Consider the following 19,150-nt stretch of genomic DNA (forward strand, 5'->3'; position numbering starts at 1 on the left):
GGGCTTTATTGTGTTTTGGGGATTGTATGCCTGTAATCAAACCGGCAAGCTTCTTATTCCCAGGTTTTCCAAACGTCCGGTACGTAGCCTATGGTGGCTTTGGCACCGTTTCGGACGATGGGCGTTTTCAAGACTTGCTGGTTTTCTAGGATTTTAGCGTCTTTTTCGCTGTCGACGGCGTATTGGATTAAGGCCAAGGTATCTTTGTCCTTACAGTTTGTGTCGAGCATGGCATCAAGGCCGCCTACGGCCTGTTTGACTTTGTTGTATTCGCCTTTACTCAGTCCTTTTTCTTTCAGGTTGACGAATTGGACGGGGATCTTTCGTTCTTTGAAGTAGCGCAGGGCTTTTTTGGTATCGAAGCATTTGGTCGTGCCGAAGATTTGTATGTTCATAGGGTTTTATTCTCCTTTCGAGATTTTTGGTGCATAGCGGTGAAACAAGGCCAGGTAGTCTTCCTCGACGTCGGCAAAGGGCCGGAAGGCGTAGTCCGGCATGACGCGGACGGCCGGGGCTTGCCCCTCCGGTTTATCATCCAGCAAGTAGGTCAAGTCATACCACAGAAAGTCGTTGTCGATGCCTTTGAGGATCCTTGTTTCTTCTTCGTCTAAAGGCGTGTGAATATATTTTTTATAAATGAGCTGCAGCAGATGTTCTTCCGTGTCCCGGTAACCGTTCATGACATCCTTTAACGGCCGCGGGACGTCGGACATGTAGCACTCAGTGCCATCATGCAGGAGGGCTGCTAGGATCAGACGTCGTGACAGGCCACGGGCCTCGGCTTCGTAAGCGCACTGCAGGCAGTGTTGGCCGACGGAATAAAAGGTTTTGACGTGACCGTTGCCGCGGCAAATGAGAGACAAGGCGTGAGCCATGTCTTCGATGGAAATGGTTTCGGGATCCATATTCGTGATGTCAAAATGCTTTCCCGTATAAGTTGTAATCAAAGGTGGCATAGGTCGGCCTTTCTGCTCCCCTGGGAGCGATGGTTTCATTATGTATTGTACTACATCCGTCGATTTTTGTATTTAGAACATATGTTTAGCGAGGCCTGTGAGCGATTCAGAGAACAGTTGTTCTATATTCGCCCTGTCTTTAATTAAATGGTCCTATTTCCCCTTTTAAGCCTTTTTCATGATTTTTCGACAGATTATATGTGTCGCAAGGCTATCTTTCCTTATACGGGAAAATAAGATGGGAACATTTGTTGCATATCCCTGTCTGTTATTGTACAATACAAATAAAGGAGGCGGTGCGACGTGTATCTTCGTAAGCGCGGCAAGAAATGGTATTATACAATCGAATATCCGGCAGCAGACGGGACGGGCCGCAAACGAGTCGAACGAGTCGGCGGTACGACCTACGCCCAGGCCGCTAAAGCCTATCGTCAGGCCATGGCTGCCCTCGATGATCCGGAACACGATGCGGAACCGGCGATGGAAGTCATGCCCTTCTTTTTAGAATGGCTGGAAAAAGATGTCGAAATCAATTTAGGTCCCAACACCTACGACGCCTATAAGGGCGTCATCAAATGGCATATCGGCGCCCGTTTTGGCGGATATGAGCTGAGCAAATTGACGACGGCAGAGATTCAGGACTGGCTCAATCTGCTGAAGCAGAAAGGCTATTCCCGGTCGACGGTCAAGACGATTTTCACGGTCTTTAACGACGGCATGCGCTGGGCCGTGTCCAATCGCCAGTATATCGAGGCCAATCCCATGGCCAACGTGAAGATGCCGAAATTCGACATTCCCCGGAAAAAGCCCTTTATCTTTTCGCGCCAACAGCTCAATCACATCTTTCAGACCTTTCCCTTGGGGCATAAATATTACGCGCCCTGCATGATTGCTTACTGCACGGGCCTTCGCGTCGGCGAATGTCTGGCCCTGCAGTGGTCCCATATCGACATGGAAAACCGCACTATTTCCGTCGACAGTACCTTATATGACAAGACGGGAACGCCGGTCTGCAAGGCGACGCCGAAGACGAAATCCTCTCTGCGGACCATTCCTTTTAATGAGACATTATACAAGGCCCTCGTCCGCCATAAAGCTCAGCAGGCCAAAAATCGCCGCCTCTACGGCAGCGATTACCGGGACAATGACTTCGTCTGCACCCGTCAGGACGGCTGCTCCATGACCAGTAACGACATGCGCTACTTCAACATGTGGTGCAAAAAAGAATTCCACAACGGCAGCTTCCATTCCTTCCGGCACACCCACGCCACGATGATGCTGGAAAATAACATCGAACTCGACTACGTCTCCAAACGCCTGGGCCATTCCTCCATTGCCACGACGGCCAACATCTACGATACGATTACGGATAAACGCAATAAAGAAGCCATGAAAAAGCTCGATGCCATTTTATAAAATATGGGCGGAAATGATGGCGGCAAGAAGCTCATTTATATTGATGATTACTAGATTTTCCGATAATCAATACTTATCGGAAAATTAAGCCTTCAAAATAAGGGAGAATAAAACAATGATTATATAAGAAAAAATAGAATGGGATAAAAAGCAGTCCTAATCTGAGTCTAACAGCAATACTATATGTATATTATCAATATTAATATAAGAAAAAGAAAAACATCAATATAAGCGTCTCTTTTTTTGATTATGAATTCTAAAAAACTTACATCTAGCATAGACTATAACTGAAAACCATAATAAGAAAGCCCCTGATAAAAGATTTAAAGAAGTTTTCATGATTTCTAATGAAAATGCATATATATTTACATAAATAGAATATAGTAATGCAAATATGAAAAGGATGTTAGCAAATAAAAAAAACTTAAGCGGGGCATACCTAGTTATGACAATTTCTTTTTTAGTTAAGAATTTTTTTAATATAAATGATTTGACAAGCCATAAAATTATTAGCGGAAACATGATATAGTAGGTCATAAAAAATTTTAAGTCCATATTGCTTGCCCCCATAGCTCTATTATTTCTGATTTTTGAAGTTACACAGAGAATTACTTCCTTAACCCCGCAATCGTTTCGAATGGTTTGCGTGTTGATTATTACTCCCTGGTCAATATAGAATAATATACATGCCTAATGCTATAAAAAATAAAAACTATATGTAATTTACTTGCTATATATATTATACCCCTTTTCTGACATGAAATGGCATATTCAGCCGTCTTTTTGACGCTTGATAATACGAAACCTGTTCATGGTTTTCCTTGTTCTCAAGAGTCAGCCCCCTGCCCACTTGACATTCATAGGCTTATCGCTTATATTGAAATACGAGAGTGCCGGGATCTCTACGGGGACCGGTACGAGACAGGTCTTTTTCGTAATCCGGAAGGGGTCTGTCTATTCCTTCCTTTTTTTGATAAACTATGCTAAAATAAAAACAGAGATAGTCCGATGGCTGCACATCGGCTCTCCTCTTTGATTTTGAGTCTGAAGAAGGCCGTGTACCGCTTGGTATGCGGTTTTTTTCAGTTAAAAATTAATATTAATGAGCTGAAATAACCAGCACGATTAATGTTGCAAACGCAATCATTAACGACAATGCCTCATAGACACTCATGCTGATCACCTCACTTTCGTGAGGAAAACCGAATACATCGAACTATCTCATGTATTCTAGTGTAACAAAGAAAGCTTATAACTTCAAGTTTTATGGCCTGCGATCACCCGTTAGTCATAAAATCATCCCTTACAAATAGACAAAAAAGGAAAGCGATGATATTGTCGCTTTCCTTTTTGTACGTTAGGGATATTCGTATTATTTTTTCTAGTCGATATGGTAGACCCGATCTTCTTTCCGTGCAGCAGCTTTCGGGGCTTCTCCTTTGGGATAGCCGATGATGCAGTTGCCGATGCCTTCCCATTCGTCTGCCGAGAGGCCGAGGGTGTCGAGGATTTTCTTTCCTACGGGCGTTTCCATTTGTTCTTTAGCCCGATGGATCCAGCAGCTGCCAAGTCCCAGTGAATGAGCGGCCAACATGAGGTTTTCCATGATGACGCTGCCATCGTATTTTTGTTTCCCCATGCCGTTGTAGCCCAAGACCAGGAGGACGACGGGAGCGCCGTAGAAGGGATCGTTTCCTTCAGGCCAACCGCCGATTTCGTTGTTGACGACGGATAATTCGTGGATCAGTTCCTTATTGGTGATGACTACGATTTTTGAATTCTGCTTGCCCATGCTGGACGGAGCATGGAGACCGGCTTCCACGATCTGTTCAATGAGTTCGGCAGGAACGGCTTTGTCTTCGTACTGACGGATGCTGCGCCGATCTAAGAGTGCTTTCATAACTTCGTTCATATATAATCCCCCTTTCAAATATACCTTTATTATACGCTTACTAACGGAGCTTCACAAAGGAAATCGATAAAAATAAACTTTTTTTCAAAATAAAGCGTACTTTTTATCGAATTTTTACGTAATATATACAGTCCTTTGGTATGCTAAAAGATAAGACAAGAATGAGCAAAGGAATGATTCAATGAAAAAGCTGACCTATGAAAATATCACCCATGCCAAAGAATTGAGCATCTATTTAGAACAGGGCAATAAAGTTCTCGACGCCCTGGGCTATTCTGACCATTCACAGAAACACACGGCCAAGGTCGCCGTCACGGCCGGACGCATCTTAAAGAAGCTGGGCTACGACGAGCATACCGTCGAGCTGGCCCGAATTGCCGGCTATATGCACGACATCGGCAACAGCATCAACCGCGTCGACCATGCCCATACGGGAGCCCTCATGGCCTTTCAGTTCCTTCGCGACTGGGGCGCTCCGCCGGAAGACATTGCCGCCATCATCTCGGCCATCGGTCAGCACGATGAACGAAGCGGCGTCGCCTTTGACCCCATTTCAGCAGCTGTCATCCTGGCAGACAAGAGCGATGTCCGCCGCAACCGCGTACGCAATAAGGTTCCCGAAACCTTCGATAAACACGACCGGGTCAATTATGCCGCTCTTTCTTCCAAACTCCACATCGACCGTCACAAGAACGTCATCCGCTTGGAAATCGAGCTCGATGAATCGATATGCTCCCTCATGGATTATTTTGAAATCTTCATGCAGCGCATGCTCATGTGCAAGCGGGCTGCCGAAGTCTTAGGTCTTCAATTTAAAATGGTTGCCAACGGCAATAAAATTGCCTGAATCCCCCAGCCCTCACCGGCATGCCCCGCCTCCCTTACTGCCGGTTACGGGCGCTTATAGAAAATGCCGTTAAACGAGGATAAACTTCGTTTAACGGCGTTTTATGATGTCTAAAAACGCTTATGTTCCCCGATTTTTCTTATTCGTGGACGATGAGTTCGAGAATATCGGGACGGCTGTAATGGCCGGCAGCATCAAATTCCATGTGGCGCAGAGCGACTTGATTCATGTCGAGATCGGCATAGATGAGGGCTTCCTTGTCCCAAACAGGCTCGGTGAGATAATGACCGCAGGGATCGATGATGCAGCTGCCGCCGCGGCAGGTCGCGTCATTCAGTTTATCGACGGCGCCCTTTTCCACCAGGTCGGAGGGATACATGGCCTTGGTAAAGTACTGATCGACGTTAAAGACGTAGCAGTGACCTTCGATAGCAATGTGCTTGATCGTATCCTGCCATTCGGGATTGTCGTTGGTATTCGGTGCCAAATAGAGGCTGACGCCCTTTTGATAGAGGGCCGTCCGGGCCAAAGGCATGTAATTTTCCCAGCAAATGAGGGATCCCATGGGTCCCCACGGCGTCTGGACGATAGGAAAATACGTCGACGGAATGTGAGAATCGGCCCAGATATAGCGTTCGGCACCGGTCGGTTTTATCTTTCGGTGGAGGGCTTTCAAGGTGCCGTCGGGCCCGAAAATGACGTTGCTGCAGTAGAGCGAATACGTCGTTTCATCGCGCTCGGTGATGCCTAAGCTGACGTAGATTCCAAAGGCCTTGGCGGCTGCGGCGACGGACTCCAGATCATGGCTGACGACGACGGATTCTTCATAGTAGCGCTTCCAATCAGCCCGCTCGGCTTCAGAACGACTGCCGACGGTAAAGCCGAAGGTCAGGCCGTAGGGGTAGCACGGCACCAGGGATTCGGGAAAAACGATGAGCTGTGCCCCGTTCCTTCCGGCTTCTTCGATTTGTGATACGACTTTTTCCAGCGTCGCCTTTTTGTCGAATAGGACCGGCGAGGCTTGGGCAATGGCTGCCCGTAAGGTTTCCTGCAAGATTCGCATATATATCCCTCATTTCCGTTTTTTTCTTCTAGTATACTGGAAACGGCGGCTTTCGTATAGGTAGTTTTACATACGAAAAAACTTCGAAAAAGATGTAAAATTATGGTATACTAATTACAAAGGGTTTTCCCTTCACAGCTTACGGACCTTTACGGATAACGACTGTGCAGTGTTAGGCTGCTGTCGTTATCCTTTTTTATAAGGAGGTATTATGTATCTCATCATCGACAATTACGATTCATTCACTTATAATTTGGCCGACCTGGTCGCCGAGACGGGACGCGACGTCGAAGTACGGCCCTGTGATGCCATCGGGCTCGGAGAAATTGCGGCGATGAAACCGGAAGGCATCATCCTGTCTCCCGGTCCAAAAGGGCCGGCCGATGCCTGGCAGTCCCTGGCCATCGTCCAGGATTTCGAAAAGACGACGCCCATCCTCGGCATTTGCCTCGGAATGGAGGTCCTGGCTTATGCTGCCGGCGCTTCTGTCATCCGCGGGAAAAAGCCGATGCACGGCAAGGTGACGGCCATTCATCACGACGGACGAGGCTTATTCAAAGGCCTTCCCAAGACCTTTTCCGTAACTCGCTACCATTCCCTGGTCGTCCAAAAAAGCAGCCTGCCTCCCGCTTATCGGATCGACGCCATAAGCGACGACGGTGCCGTCATGGCCTTATCCCATAAAAAACGCCCCCTCTTCGGCCTGCAGTTTCACCCCGAAGCCCTCTTATCGGAATACGGCAGCGACTTAATCCAAGCCTTTTGCCGCTGTGCCGAAAAAGGAGGTCGACACGATGCCTGAACCTTATATCCGCCGTTCGGACCTTCCCTATACAGCCAGTCAGATTTTCTCCCTCTTTGCGGACGAAAAAGATGCGGCTTTTCTCGATTCTTCCCTGGAAAATAAACTGGGCCAATATGCCATTATCGGTCTCGTTCCCTATCATACGGTGTCCGTCGAAAAGGGCCGCCTTCGCGTCGACGGCAAGTATCATCCGGGAACGGCCGAAGCTTATCTCAAAGCCTACTTAGCCCGGCATCACCAGAAAAATTACAGCGACTTGCCCCTGACATCGGGAGCTGTCGGCTACGTCACCTATGACTACGGCATGAAGCCTCAAAGCGTCATTTCGCGGCATGCACCGAAGGCGACCCTGGCCGAGATGAAATGGGTCTTCTACGATTTTTTCATCATCGAAGACCTGAAAGACCACAGCCTTTGGTTCATTGCCAATGGCCAAACCGAGGCGGCTCCGGAACTTTGGAAGCGGATGGAAACCCTCATCCGGCAACGAATGGAAACCTTTACGGCGCCGTCTCTGACCGAGACCTATCCCCTTTCGATTGAACCGGACTGCACGCCTGACGAATACGCCCTGGCCCTTCGAAAGTTGATGACCTACCTCGTCTCCGGCGACGTCTACGTCACCAACTTCACCAGTACCCTGACCGTCGACAGCCCCTGCCCGCCGTACACCCTCTTTTCCCGATTGCGCCGGGACAATCCCTCGCCCTTTGGGGCGTACCTGCAATACGGCTCGTATCAGATCATCAGTTCCTCCATGGAGCGCCTCCTTCACATCGACGGGAGGCGGATTGAAACGCGGCCCATCAAAGGGACTCGCCGCAGAGGGAAGACGGCGGCCGAAGATGCCGCCCTTCGTAAAGAATTAGAGGACTCTCAAAAAGACCGGAGCGAACTCTTAATGATCGTCGACCTGGAACGAAACGACCTCCATAAAATCTGCCAGCCCGGCAGCGTCACGGTCCCGACCTTATTTTCCGTCGAAGACTACGCCTCGGTCTTCCACTTAGTCGCCAGCGTCACCGGCATTCTTCGGCCGGACCAGACTGCCGTCGATGCCCTGACGGCCCTCTTTCCCGGCGGTTCTATTACGGGGGCACCGAAGAAGCGGGCCATGGAAATCATCGACGAACTGGAAGCGAGCCGCCGCCAACTCTACACGGGAACCATCGGCTATCTCTCCCTCGACGGAAACTGTGACCTCAACATCGTCATCAGAACGGCCGTCCATCAAGGGGACACCTACTATATCGGCGTCGGCGGCGGCATTACGGCCGAATCGGACCGGGACTTTGAGTACGAAGAAATCTGGCAGAAAGCCAAAGCCTTGCTTACGGCCTTGAAAGGAGAGCCTTTTTACTATGAACCTTACCTTTGATGACGGCTATCAATTCGGTCTCGGTGCCTTTGAAACCCTGTCGCTTGTAAATGGACAGCCTATTTGGCTGGAAGCCCATGAAGCCCGCCTGCGGCGTACCCTCAACTGGTTAGGCCTTTCCCTGGCGGCTGATTGGAAAGAAAAACTGACATCGTATCTGGCGAAGGACGGGTACGATAAAGGTGTTTTAAAAATTCTCGCTTCCGATCATAATTTATGCTTCACGTCTCGTGCCAATCCTTATGAACATTTTCCGTCCCGTCCGGGATTCGTACTGGCCCTGTCGGACATACGGCGCAATGAAAGTTCGCCCTTCGTTCGCCATAAGACCTTTAATTACGGCGACTCGATTTTGGCCAAACGGCAGGCGACCCAAAAGGGCATCGACGAACCGATTTTCTGCAATACGAAAGGAGAACTTACCGAAGGTGCCGTGAGCAACCTGTTCTTCATAAAAAATGGGCAGCTCTATACGCCGCCCATCGAGGCCGGACTCTTGCCGGGAATCGTCCGCGCCTACGTCTGTTCTCGCTATGACGTCGTCGAAAGATCCATCGTGCCCGATGAAATCGGGACCTTCGACGAATGTTTTATTACTAATTCCCTCATGGGCATCATGGCCGTCCGCCAATTCGGTGACTACGCCTTTCCCGTATCGGAAGAAACACAGACAGCTGCCCTCTTTCAACGCTATTTGCAGGATCGGCTCCGCCCCTTTCCGGGCCCCTTATAAGGTCAGTTCGTGAAAGGCCTTGCCGTCCATATCCTTCCAAGTAAAGGTCTGATTTTCCCAGACGAGATAACTGTGAGGATTGCCGTCTTTCGGGAGCGATGCCGATCCGGGATTGAGGTAGTAATTATCCTGTCCAAAAGGTTCCCATACCGGCAGGTGGGTGTGGCCATGGAGGAGGATATCCCCCTTCTGAATAGGCGGCAGGCGGTGCGTATTATAGTGGTCGCCGTGGGTCGCATAGACGACGAGGTTTCCCTGGGTCAAGATGGCATACGGGGCCATGATGGGAAATTCCAAGACCATCTGATCGACTTCGCTGTCGCAGTTGCCGCGGACGCAGAGGATGGAGTCTTTTATGTCATTGAGCATGGCAAAGACTTCTTTCGGATTATAGTCTTTCGGCAAATCATTTCGCGGTCCGTGGTAGAGGATGTCGCCAAGGAGAACGAAACGGTCGGCACCTTCCCGCTCATAAGCTTCGAGGAGACGGCGGCAGTAATAGGCCGAGCCGTGAATATCTGACGCGATGAAATATTTCATAATTATACCTCCCGGTGCCCATCTGGCACCTGATATACGCTAAAAAAATCCTAATGCAGCAAGGGGCTGCCGAAAGAGGGCCATTCCCTTGGCTGCTTTTTTATTTTCGTGTGTGTCTTTAGTATACGGATTTTTTAGGGAGACTGCAAGGCGGGATGGATATCAGAAGATGGGTGGTTTTTGTGTTTTATATAACAGGGCTTCCGATAACTTATAATTTTATCGAAAGCCCTGTTTTGCAGGAGAGTTTCCTCCCACTCGTTCTTATAAGGTTGTAATTTGTACTTCTTTTTCGATGGCTGCGACCTTTTCCGGATCGACGACGCCGCTTTCAGCTTCTAAGACGTTGGCCGTGCCGCAGGCCGCTGCCAGGCGAAGAGCTTCTTCCGGCGAAGCGCCCCGATCTAAGGCCGTGGCCAAGCCGGCAACGAAGGAATCTCCGGAACCGACGGCGTTGATGACCGTATCGACCGTCGGCGGTACGGCGCGGTAGACCTTGCCTTCGTGGGCTAAAAGGGCCCCCTTCTTGCCTAAGGAGATGGTCGGCATGGCGATGCCCCGCCCTTCCAGTTCGTGCAGGACCTGAACGGCTTCATTAAGATTGGTCAGTTTATGGCCGGTCAGGACTTCCACTTCCGATTCGTTCGGTTTGATAAAATAAGGCAATGCTTCAAGACCTTTGGTGAGGGCCGAGCCGCTGGTATCGAGGAGGAAGGGTTTCCCCTGCGCCTTAGCCCGGCAGATGAGCTCTTTATAAAAGTCATCGCCAATGCCCTTGGGGAGACTTCCTGAGGCTACTACTAAATCACTACGTTTTAATTCAAAATCATACTGTGCGAGAAATTCTGTCTTCTCCCCTTCTGTTATGGTCGGCCCCGGTTCTAAGACTTCCGTCTGTTTCCCGTCACTCGTCGCTATATTGATGCACGACCGCGTTTCCCCCTCGATGGTCGTACAATGGTGGACGATGCGGCGCTTGTCTAAGACGTGGCGGATATACTGACCCACATAGCCACCGAGGAAGCCGACGACCGTGCAGGGACTTCCCAGGGCGGTGATGACGTTGGCTACGTGGGTTCCCTTGCCGCCGGCCGTATTCTGAACGGTTTGGGCCCGGCTCGCTTCTCCGTAAGGCAGTTCATCGAGGGTATAAATTTTATCCAGTGACGGATTTAGATTGACTACGAGTATCATCGGCCGTCACCCCTTCTAGCAGCGATTGGCGCTGCCGCAGACGTCGATCTTGTGGGCTACGATGGCGGCCATGGCTTCTTTGCCGGGCGTCATGTACTGCCGCGGATCGTTGGCCTTGGGATTGTCTTTGAAATAATCTTTGACGGCGTCGGAGAAAGGAATCTTGAGGTCCGTTGCGATGTTGACTTTGCAGATACCCATGGAAATGGCTTTCTGTACCAATTCGTCCGGCACGTCGGAGGCGCCGTGGAGGACCAAGGGAATGGATACTCGTTCGCGGATGGCTTTGAGGCGGTCGAAGTCGAGGTGCGGTTCGCCTTTATAGAGGCCGTGAGCCGTGCCGATGGCAATGGCTAAGGAGTCGATGCCCGTCTTTTCGACAAAGTCTGCTGCCGTATCGGGATCGGTATAAGCGCCGTCGGCTTCACTGACCGTGAGGTCGTCTTCCTGGCCGATGAGCTTGCCCAGTTCGGCTTCTACGGTAGCGTCGCGGTGGTGAGCGTAGTCGACGACTTCTTTGACGCGGGCCACGTTTTCATCGTAAGGATCGCGGGATGCATCGATCATGGCCGACCGGAAACCGAGGTCGATGGATTCTTTAATGGCTTCAAAATCTTCGTGGTGATCGAGGTGGATGGCGATGGGAATCGTCGTATTGGCGGCCGCTGTCTTAGCCATGGCTACGATGTATGCCGGGCCGGCGTAGCGAATCGTCGACGGCGTACCGGCCAGGATGACCGGCGAATGCATCTTTTCGGCGACTTCGATGACGACCTGCATGGTTTCCATGTTGTGAATATTAAAAGCCGGTACGGCGTAGTGCTGCGCCTGTGCGTCGAGCAGCATCTGCCTCGTAGAAAGAATGGTGTTCATGAGTTAACACTCCTTTTATCGTAATTGAATGATGTCAGATTATTCAGCCAGTTTGGCCATTTCCTTCTTGTGCCAGAAGTACGTGAATACCAGGCAGAAGACGTAGAAGATGCCGATAACTAAGAAGCCCGTCAAATCGGTAAGGTGCATGGCCTGTGACAAGAGATAGGTAATGGGAGCCCCGCCCTGGTCGAGGCCGGCAATTTGCGAGACCCCATTCTTCAGCATACCGCCGTGAGCGGCTAAGGCTGTCTGCAGGCCGATGGTCTGGTTGGCAATCCAAATGGTCATGAACATGATGATCGAGCCGGAGATGACCGTCCGGAAGAGGTTGCCCTTGTGGACGCCGACAGCCATGGCGATGAAGAAGCCGATGGTCGGCAGGTCGCCGAAGGGCAGGATCTGGTTGCCCGGGACGATGGCGGCGATGAGGATCGTCAGCGGGATGAACAGTAAGGACGCCGTGACGACGGCCGGATCGCCGAGGAGCAGTGCGCAGTCGAGGCCGATGTAGAAATTCGAGTTAGAAAAGCGCTTCTGCAGCGTCTTCTTAGCCGCTTCTGAAATCGGCAGCAGGCCGTTCATGATATGCTTTACGACTTGCGGCATGAGGACGATGACGGCGGCCATCTGAATGCCCAGAGTCAGGATACCGCGGATGTCGTAACCGGCCAGGATGCCGATGATGACGCCCATGATACCGCCCATAACTGACGGATCACCGAAGTGGCCCATGACCTTTTCAATATGGGTCAGATTGATATCGATGTCCTTGATGACCGGAATGCGGTCCAGAAGGCAGTTGATGGGAACGGCGACGGGACCGAACCAGGACGTCGAACCGTGTGGCATAGCGATGCCTTCGAGACCGAAGTAGTCTTCTGTAACGGGGATGAACCAGTCGCCCATCTTAAAAGCGTAGGCGGCGTGGATGGCGACGGCGACGATGCCCAGGGCGTAGCTGCCGGTGGCGATGTTGACGATGGCGCCAGTAAAAGCAAAGTGCCAGATGTTCCAAATGTCGATGTTGACGACACGGGTCAGTTTCAAAGCCAGCATGAGGATGTTGACGGCAATGGCGACGGGAATGGCGACCAAGGCAATCTGACTGGCCCAGGTAATGGGCGACATGCCGGGCCAGCCGACATCGATGAGGTTCATGGAGATCCCGAAGTTGGCCGACATGGCCTGGGCTGCCGGTGCCAAGTTGTCCAGCATCAGGCTGATGACCAGGCCGATACCGATGAAGCCGATGCCGATGGAAATACCCGAGCGCAGGGCTTTACCGGCTGACTGACCTAAAACGAGGCCGACGATGAAGATGACGATGGGCAGCATGACCGCCGGGCCCAAGTTGACGAAGTATTGTACAAAATTCAAAATGACATCCATCTGAATTCACTCCTCTGTTTCTTAGTTTTGTAAGACATCCAAGATCTTCTGTTCCGTTTCTTCGACGCGGACGCCGCTCAGGAAGGGCATGCCGTTGACGTAAGGCTTTCCGAAGTCTTTCTTGACCCGCATGGTGGTGACGATGAGGTCGACGCCGTCGAGCTGGTTTTCGATTTCATTCATACGGATCTGAAGGATTTCAACAGGGATGTTGTGAGCTGCACAGAGTTCACGAATGGCATTAGCAGCAACAGTAGAAGTGGCTACGGCACCGCCGCAGGCTACGATAACTTTTTTCATAATAGATGACCAACCTTTCATAAGAAAATTAATAGATTCATGAATAAATGCATTACTGTAAAGCCGATAAGAAGGCTTGCTGGAAATCGTCGGCCGTCGACGCCGTGAGCAGTTTTTCAACCTGTTCTTCTTGTTGGAACATGGTGAACAGCTTTTGCAGCATGTCGATGTGCTCATTGGCATCTTTGAGGGCCAGCATAAAGATCATAGAGACGGGAACCGTATCGTCAGCATCTTCCATACTGTGGAAGTAAACCGGCTCCGTCAGGCGACAGACGACAATGCCGTTTTCGGCGACATTCCCTTCCGGCGTGGCGTGGGGAATGGCAATCCCCTGCTGCGATAACTGCAGGCCTGTGGGAAACTCAACTTCTCGGGCCAGTACGGCATCGATGTACTTGTCATTGATGTACCCGCTCTCTTCTAACACCTTTCCTAAGCGGTGAATGGCATCTTTATCGGACTGTACCCGAGTATCCAGAAAAATGTGCTCCCTATCGAGCAGCTTCGTCAATTCCATGGATAACTCTTCCTTTTACTCAACTCATTTTTGCTTAACTCATTTCTTGACTATAGTGTATCAAAAGAATCCCCCCTGAGCATAGACGGCCAATTTCCACTTATGGCGGAAATAAAAATTCCCCTTCCGCCGCCTTTCCGAGACAGCGGAAATGAACTTCGTTTCCTCCCAAGAAGGTGTCAGGAAGATGAACCGGGGCGACTCATTGTCAGCCTTGACGCCATACAACCATTATGATATACTGACTTTACAAGAGGACGTCCCTCATTTTTCATACCCTTATGTGGTATGGGGCAGGGGCGTCCTTTTTTTGCTGCCGCAAATCATGAATTTCCATCGCTTCCCTCTCCTGTCGGCCGTAAATAGCTCCCATGCTTTCGTTGCCATGCCAGGAGAATCGACAGACGGCCATCGAAAAAAGCCTGTCGTCCCTACCATTAAGGGCAGGAAAAACAGGCTTCTCGTATATAGAATATATCACTTATTAAACTGGCTGGTGAAGTTGCGGATGAAGGCGGCGTAGTTGGGCTCGCGTAGCATTTCTTTGACGCCGTCGTTTTTTACGAGGTACGTAAAGAGCTTTAAGAAAATAGACTGCCACGAAGCCATTTGATCCTTGGCGATGCTGATAAGGAAGACCAGCTGGACCCGTTCTTTTTCCCAGACGATGGGTTTATCGAGGATGAGGATGGCAATCCGCGATTCCGGCGGGTCGCCGTAGATGGGATGCGGTATGGCGACGAGGTTGCCGATTTCCGTCGGCGACGCCTCTTCCCTTTCAAAGACGGAAGCCTTTTCGGCATCGGTCATGAGGCCCTTTTCTTTGAGCTGATCGGTGAGGAAGTTCAAAATCGCCTCTCGGTCATCGAAGTGACGGTCGGTGTAGAAACAGTCAGCCTTGAAAAAGCTGGTGATTTCGCCTTGGATGCCGTGAGGCATGAGATAGAACCGCTGTTCCAATTGCTGCAGCTCGTCGTTGTCGAGGAGATGCCGGATGGGAATGATGCGGTCCGACTGGAATTGCGGCAAGGGGATGGTCGTCAAGATCATGTCGACGGAGTCGATCTGTTCTTCCGTCAGGGTATAGCCCGGCACGGTGCCGACGATGATGATCCGGTCCTTGAAATAGGCTTCAAGCCGCGTCTTGATGAGCAGGGCCGTCCCCATACCACTGGCGCAGACGATGAGGGCCCGGCGGATGACCATGTCGTTTCTGATGTCGATGCGATTTAAGGCGGCACCGAAATGGATGGCGATGTAGCCGATTTCATTCTCATTGACATTGACCTGCTCTTCCTTTTCAATAACGCTGCTGGCGATGACAGCAATCTGGAAGGCCAAGGGGTATTCCGATTTCACCACTTCTAAGACGTCGTTGCGGATGTTCATCTGGAATTTCATGCGGGGAATAGCCGTCTGCAAGTGGACCGACAGCCATTCGATGAGAACCTGATCCTGGGAAAAGTCGATGTTGACGTGTTCATCAATGTCGCCGATGATCTTCATGACCAGTTCCTGCATCTTCTGATCGGCCCTTCGCCGCCGTCGATGTACTTCTTACTGGCCATGAGGTGCTGGGCCAGGTAATAGATTTCACCGGCGGCTACGTCGATGCCGGTCTTGCGGAAAATTTCTTCAAACATGGACGTCGCTACTTCAAATTCTTTTGTCTTCTCCAAGTGCTTCGTCTGGCGCAAGGTGTACGTCATGGTATGGCCCTGTTGAGCCCTTCCAATGGCGATGGCCGTATGGACGACCAGATTGTGAATGGCCATGTCAGTCAGGTGAAGCTGATACGAATCGCTGATGCAAATGAGGATATCGAGGAGCTGAGGGATATCGATATCGGGAAAGAGGCGCTGGAAATAGGCCACCTGACCGGAATCGCTGGTCTGGAGAAAATTATACTGGGAAATGAAATTGCGGATCTGCCCTTCATCCCCTTCCAGGCGCATGCCTTCCGTCTTATAGGTCCCGATGGTAAGGCCGTAAGCTGCCAGTCGTTCCTTGGCTTCCTTCATGTCGCTCTTCAGCGTCGACAGGCTGACGTAGAGGCTGTCGGCAAGCTGCTGCTGGGTGAGCGACGTGTTCTGCAGGGTCGAGAGAAAGAAGGCCCGGATGATGGCGTCGACACGATTTTCCGCCGAATCCATCCTCCCTTGTGAGGACTCGCCGATAAAGGCCGCAAATAAGGCTTCGTCCGTGATTTCCAAAGAATAGCCGTTTCGTGTATTGGCATGGATGGCCGCGCCGTAGGCCAGAAGTTCCCCTTCGAGGGCCTTGATATCGCTGCGGACGGTCCGCGAAGAAACGCCGATAAAATTCGACAAATCGTTGCCGCTCAGGCCGGTTTTATGGGATTGTAACAACTCGATAATCTGCCGCTGACGCTGGCTTACCATGACAACACACCTCTTTCATTACATACTTCTTTTTATTATAGCCAATTTAGTCCATGACGTACATGACTTTTAAGGCATTATTGGCCGGGTCGAACAAGGTTTCAAAGGCTTCGTAGCCTGCCGACAAGGGGAAGCGATGGGTTACGATGTCATCGACGACTATCTTACCCGATTTCAAGTATTCCGCAGCACCGCGCCATTCACCGCCCGGGAAGGGAGAGGAATAACTCATCCACGAGCCGGTCACAGTCAGTTCACCGCGCAGGATCTGTTCAAAGGTCGAGGCCTTGAAGGTGACGTCCCTCGGTACCGTGCCGATGTAGACGAGGGTCCCCGTCTTTTTGACGAGGTCTGGAAGCTGAGCCTGAAGGAAGTTGACGCCGGCCGTTTCAAAGGCGTAGTCAACGAGGCCATGTTCTTTGAAATAAGCCGGGACATCTGTCGTTTGGGAATTGATGACTTCATAAGCGCCGAGCTTCTTGGCCAAATCGAGCTTAGCCTGGTTGATGTCGATGACGTAGACCCGTTCGATGCCCTTGGCCTGTAAGACCTGCATGGTCAAGATTCCGATGGTGCCGCAGCCGTAGACGATGGCCGACGAGCCGCTAATTAGTTCCCCTGCCCGTTCGACGCCGTGGATGGCGACGGTAATCGGTTCGATGCAGGCGGCCTGTTCGTACGTGACATGTTCGTCAATGGGAACGAGGTTCTTCGCCGGGACCGCGACGTATTCGGCCATGGCCCCGGGCTGACGAGAGCCGATAAAGGAATATTCCGTACACATAGCCGGGCGGCCTTTGGCGCAGTTGTCGCAGTGGCCGCAGGGAACTAAGGGAGCTACGGCAGCCCGCAATCCTACAAGATCGGCGCTGACACCGTCACCGACAGCGACGACGTCACCGGAAAATTCATGCCCTACAATCTGGGGAAATGAATGGACGCCGCCGTCACGGACACGGGGCACGTCGGATCCGCAGATGCCGCAGGCTCTTACTTTTACGAGTACTTCGCCGGCTTTTAAGGCCGGAACGGGAATATCCTGATAGACAAATTCTTTCGGTCCTTCGACGACCAGTGCTTTCATCATTGTCATACTTGCCACTCCTTTACAGAGACAAAAAATTCATATTTATTGCAGTTTCAGTATAACAATATGACGACTTTCATCATAGATGAGAAATTTCCCTCACCACGGAAATTTTTAGCCGTGCCGGCAAAGGAAGGTCCCTTCTGCAAAATGGTGACCATTTACACATGGGGCGAAATTTGTTATATTAATACTTGTATTTTTTGTATCAGAAGGGAGCTTGTTATGAATCTTACCATCTTAGGCACGGGCAATGCTACCGTCACCCATTGCTATAACACCTGTTTCGTTTTAGAAGAAAAGGGGCAGCACCTCCTCGTCGACGGAGGCGGCGGCAACGGGCTCTTACAGCAACTGGAAAAGGCAAATCTTCGTTGGCAGGACATGCGGACGGTCTTCGTCACGCACAAGCACATCGATCACCTCTTGGGCATCATCTGGCTCATGCGCATGATGTGCCAGTCCTGGCGGCGCGGCACTTACGACGGCGAAGCCACGATCTACGGTCACGACGAAGTCATCGGCCTTTTGCGCTCCATGGCGACGTCCCTTCTGTCTTCCAAGGACAGCCGCTACCTTGACGACAAGCTCCATCTGATCACCGTCGAAGACGGCGACAAAAACACCCTCATCGGCCATGACGTCACCTTCTTCGACATCCGTTCGACGAAGGCCAAGCAGTTCGGCTTCTCTATGGAACTGTCCGACGGCCGCCTGACTTGCTGCGGCGACGAACCGTGTCAGCCCTGGGAAGAAGACTACGTCCAAGGCAGTAAGTGGCTCCTCCACGAAGCCTTCTGCCTCGACGCCGATGAAGCCATTTTCCACCCTTACGAAAAAAATCATTCTACCGTCAAAGATGCCTGCCAGCTCGCTCAGCGCCTGGACGTCAAAAACGTCATCCTCTACCATACGGAAGACAGCGACTTATCCCACCGCAAGGAACGCTATGGAGAAGAAGGCCGAAAGTATTACGACGGCAACCTCTACATTCCCGATGACCTTACGGTCTTCACCGATTTATAAGTTTATACACGGCTAAAAAGCCCGTCGATTTTGATGTGACCCCAAAAAGTTAGACTTTTATTTCCGAGCAACCCGAAATAGTTGCTCGGAATTTTTTATGCAATTTGATGGGCTAGACGATAGGCAATAGGGCTTTGCCATCCAAGCTTCGCTTTAATCCGATCTACGTTGTAATACTCAATAAATTGAATAATCGCATCGGCTAATTCTTGATAACTATGATATGTTTTCCCATAATAGATTTCCTGCTTTAAGATTCCAAAGAAAGTTTCCATCGGTGCGTTATCGTAACAATTTCCCTTTCGTGACATGCTTTGGAATATGTTGTTGGCTTTTAATGCATATTGATAAGCTTTCATTTGATAGCCCCAACCACGATCAGAATGGAACGTTCTTCTAAACGGAGCATCCGATGTTACTTCAATAGCTTTTTTTTGCGCTTCCAGTATCGATTCAGCCGAAGGCGTCGGGCTGATAGAATAGCTTATGATTTCACCATTATACAAGTCTAAAAAGGGGTTTAAATACAGTTTTCTGATTTTTAATGCTCCGTTCGCGTCTAATTCGTAGTACTTGAACTCTGTCGTATCGGTGGTAATTTTTTGATGGGGGTTAGTGCTGGCAAATCGCCTACGAAGACGATTTTTCTCAATGCGTCCTTTAACACCTTTATAAGAATTGTACTTACGACTTTTCCGGGCATATG

Annotated in this window: 21 protein-coding genes; 6 read left to right on the top strand and 15 right to left on the bottom strand. The window is 50.6% G+C overall.

Features of this window, described 5'->3' with window-relative positions; all coding sequences use genetic code 11:
- Positions 1 to 53: 53 nt before the first annotated feature.
- Complete coding sequence (locus TX77_RS05640; RefSeq protein ID WP_044503820.1) at positions 54 to 395, bottom strand: arsenate reductase family protein; 342 nt, start codon at positions 393 to 395, stop codon at positions 54 to 56.
- Between the two features lie 6 nt (positions 396 to 401).
- A complete protein-coding gene (locus TX77_RS05645) occupies positions 402 to 956 on the bottom strand; it encodes an HD domain-containing protein (protein ID WP_044503821.1) in 555 nt (184 codons plus the stop codon).
- A 303-nt stretch (positions 957 to 1,259) separates the two neighbouring features.
- Here TX77_RS05645 and TX77_RS05650 point away from each other — a divergent pair, with 303 nt between their 5' ends.
- A complete protein-coding gene (locus TX77_RS05650; RefSeq protein WP_044503822.1) occupies positions 1,260 to 2,372 on the top strand; it encodes a tyrosine-type recombinase/integrase in 1,113 nt (370 codons plus the stop codon).
- 1,099 nt (positions 2,373 to 3,471) lie between these two features.
- On the opposite strand, the gene TX77_RS14330 is transcribed toward TX77_RS05650, so the two are convergent.
- Together TX77_RS14330 and TX77_RS05660 are read right to left on the bottom strand one after the other, a co-directional pair.
- Positions 3,472 to 3,546 carry a putative holin-like toxin gene (locus TX77_RS14330; protein WP_353736579.1) on the bottom strand — a complete coding sequence of 25 codons (75 nt, stop codon included), beginning with the start codon at positions 3,544 to 3,546 and terminating at the stop codon, positions 3,472 to 3,474.
- A 207-nt stretch (positions 3,547 to 3,753) separates the two neighbouring features.
- Positions 3,754 to 4,284 carry a nitroreductase gene (locus TX77_RS05660; RefSeq protein WP_044503824.1) on the bottom strand — a complete coding sequence of 177 codons (531 nt, stop codon included), beginning with the start codon at positions 4,282 to 4,284 and terminating at the stop codon, positions 3,754 to 3,756.
- A 181-nt stretch (positions 4,285 to 4,465) separates the two neighbouring features.
- On the opposite strand from TX77_RS05660, the gene TX77_RS05665 reads away from it, so the two are divergent.
- Positions 4,466 to 5,131 carry an HD domain-containing protein gene (locus tag TX77_RS05665; protein ID WP_044503825.1) on the top strand — a complete coding sequence of 222 codons (666 nt, stop codon included), beginning with the start codon at positions 4,466 to 4,468 and terminating at the stop codon, positions 5,129 to 5,131.
- 139 nt (positions 5,132 to 5,270) lie between these two features.
- On the opposite strand, the gene TX77_RS05670 is transcribed toward TX77_RS05665, so the two are convergent.
- Positions 5,271 to 6,194 (bottom strand): carbon-nitrogen hydrolase family protein, encoded by a 924-nt coding sequence (locus TX77_RS05670; RefSeq protein ID WP_044503826.1) that lies wholly within the window; start codon positions 6,192 to 6,194, stop codon positions 5,271 to 5,273.
- Between the two features lie 211 nt (positions 6,195 to 6,405).
- Between TX77_RS05670 and TX77_RS05675 the strand changes: the two genes are divergently transcribed.
- Genes TX77_RS05675 through TX77_RS05685 form a run of 3 tightly spaced genes read left to right on the top strand, consistent with a single transcriptional unit; the run spans position 6,406 to position 9,110 of the window.
- Positions 6,406 to 6,996, top strand: coding sequence for an anthranilate synthase component II (locus TX77_RS05675; protein ID WP_044503827.1), 591 nt, complete (start codon positions 6,406 to 6,408; stop codon positions 6,994 to 6,996).
- Entirely contained in the window at positions 6,989 to 8,377 is a 1,389-nt protein-coding gene (pabB, locus tag TX77_RS05680; protein WP_044503828.1) for an aminodeoxychorismate synthase component I, read from the top strand. Before TX77_RS05675 ends, pabB begins: the two co-directional genes overlap by 8 nt.
- A complete protein-coding gene (locus TX77_RS05685; RefSeq protein WP_044503829.1) occupies positions 8,361 to 9,110 on the top strand; it encodes an aminotransferase class IV in 750 nt (249 codons plus the stop codon). Before pabB ends, TX77_RS05685 begins: the two co-directional genes overlap by 17 nt.
- Here TX77_RS05685 and yfcE read toward each other — a convergent pair.
- The 9 genes from yfcE to TX77_RS05730 form a co-directional block, all read right to left on the bottom strand.
- On the bottom strand, positions 9,105 to 9,650 hold the full coding sequence (yfcE, locus tag TX77_RS05690; protein WP_044503830.1) for a phosphodiesterase: 546 nt from the start codon (positions 9,648 to 9,650) through the stop codon (positions 9,105 to 9,107). The genes TX77_RS05685 and yfcE overlap by 6 nt on opposite strands.
- 264 nt (positions 9,651 to 9,914) lie before the next feature.
- A complete protein-coding gene (gene pfkB / locus TX77_RS05695; RefSeq protein ID WP_044503831.1) occupies positions 9,915 to 10,844 on the bottom strand; it encodes a 1-phosphofructokinase in 930 nt (309 codons plus the stop codon).
- 15 nt (positions 10,845 to 10,859) lie between these two features.
- Entirely contained in the window at positions 10,860 to 11,717 is an 858-nt protein-coding gene (locus TX77_RS05700) for a tagatose bisphosphate family class II aldolase (RefSeq protein ID WP_044503832.1), read from the bottom strand.
- A gap of 39 nt (positions 11,718 to 11,756) precedes the next feature.
- Complete coding sequence (locus TX77_RS05705) at positions 11,757 to 13,109, bottom strand: PTS galactitol transporter subunit IIC (protein ID WP_044503833.1); 1,353 nt, start codon at positions 13,107 to 13,109, stop codon at positions 11,757 to 11,759.
- 21 nt (positions 13,110 to 13,130) lie between these two features.
- Positions 13,131 to 13,409: a PTS galactitol transporter subunit IIB gene (gene gatB / locus TX77_RS05710; RefSeq protein ID WP_195891169.1), complete on the bottom strand. Its 279-nt coding sequence runs from the start codon at positions 13,407 to 13,409 to the stop codon at positions 13,131 to 13,133.
- Between the two features lie 52 nt (positions 13,410 to 13,461).
- Positions 13,462 to 13,929 carry a PTS sugar transporter subunit IIA gene (locus tag TX77_RS05715; RefSeq protein ID WP_044503834.1) on the bottom strand — a complete coding sequence of 156 codons (468 nt, stop codon included), beginning with the start codon at positions 13,927 to 13,929 and terminating at the stop codon, positions 13,462 to 13,464.
- A 477-nt stretch (positions 13,930 to 14,406) separates the two neighbouring features.
- The gene (locus TX77_RS05720) at positions 14,407 to 15,450 is read right to left on the bottom strand and encodes a BglG family transcription antiterminator (RefSeq protein WP_044503835.1); all 1,044 of its coding nucleotides are present in this window, start codon (positions 15,448 to 15,450) and stop codon (positions 14,407 to 14,409) included.
- Positions 15,432 to 16,331, bottom strand: a complete 900-nt coding sequence (locus TX77_RS05725; RefSeq protein ID WP_044503836.1) for a BglG family transcription antiterminator — start codon at positions 16,329 to 16,331, stop codon at positions 15,432 to 15,434. Before TX77_RS05725 ends, TX77_RS05720 begins: the two co-directional genes overlap by 19 nt.
- Positions 16,332 to 16,377: 46 nt before the next feature.
- Entirely contained in the window at positions 16,378 to 17,424 is a 1,047-nt protein-coding gene (locus tag TX77_RS05730; RefSeq protein ID WP_081651707.1) for a galactitol-1-phosphate 5-dehydrogenase, read from the bottom strand.
- 219 nt (positions 17,425 to 17,643) lie between these two features.
- Here TX77_RS05730 and TX77_RS05735 point away from each other — a divergent pair, with 219 nt between their 5' ends.
- Positions 17,644 to 18,444: an MBL fold metallo-hydrolase gene (locus tag TX77_RS05735; RefSeq protein ID WP_044503837.1), complete on the top strand. Its 801-nt coding sequence runs from the start codon at positions 17,644 to 17,646 to the stop codon at positions 18,442 to 18,444.
- A gap of 95 nt (positions 18,445 to 18,539) precedes the next feature.
- Here TX77_RS05735 and TX77_RS05740 read toward each other — a convergent pair.
- Positions 18,540 to 19,150, bottom strand: a 611-nt coding sequence (locus tag TX77_RS05740) for an IS3 family transposase (RefSeq protein ID WP_044503838.1), incomplete at its 5' end; no start/stop codon positions are given.

This window comes from Megasphaera massiliensis (assembly GCF_000455225.1).
GTDB lineage: Bacteria > Bacillota > Negativicutes > Veillonellales > Megasphaeraceae > Megasphaera > Megasphaera massiliensis.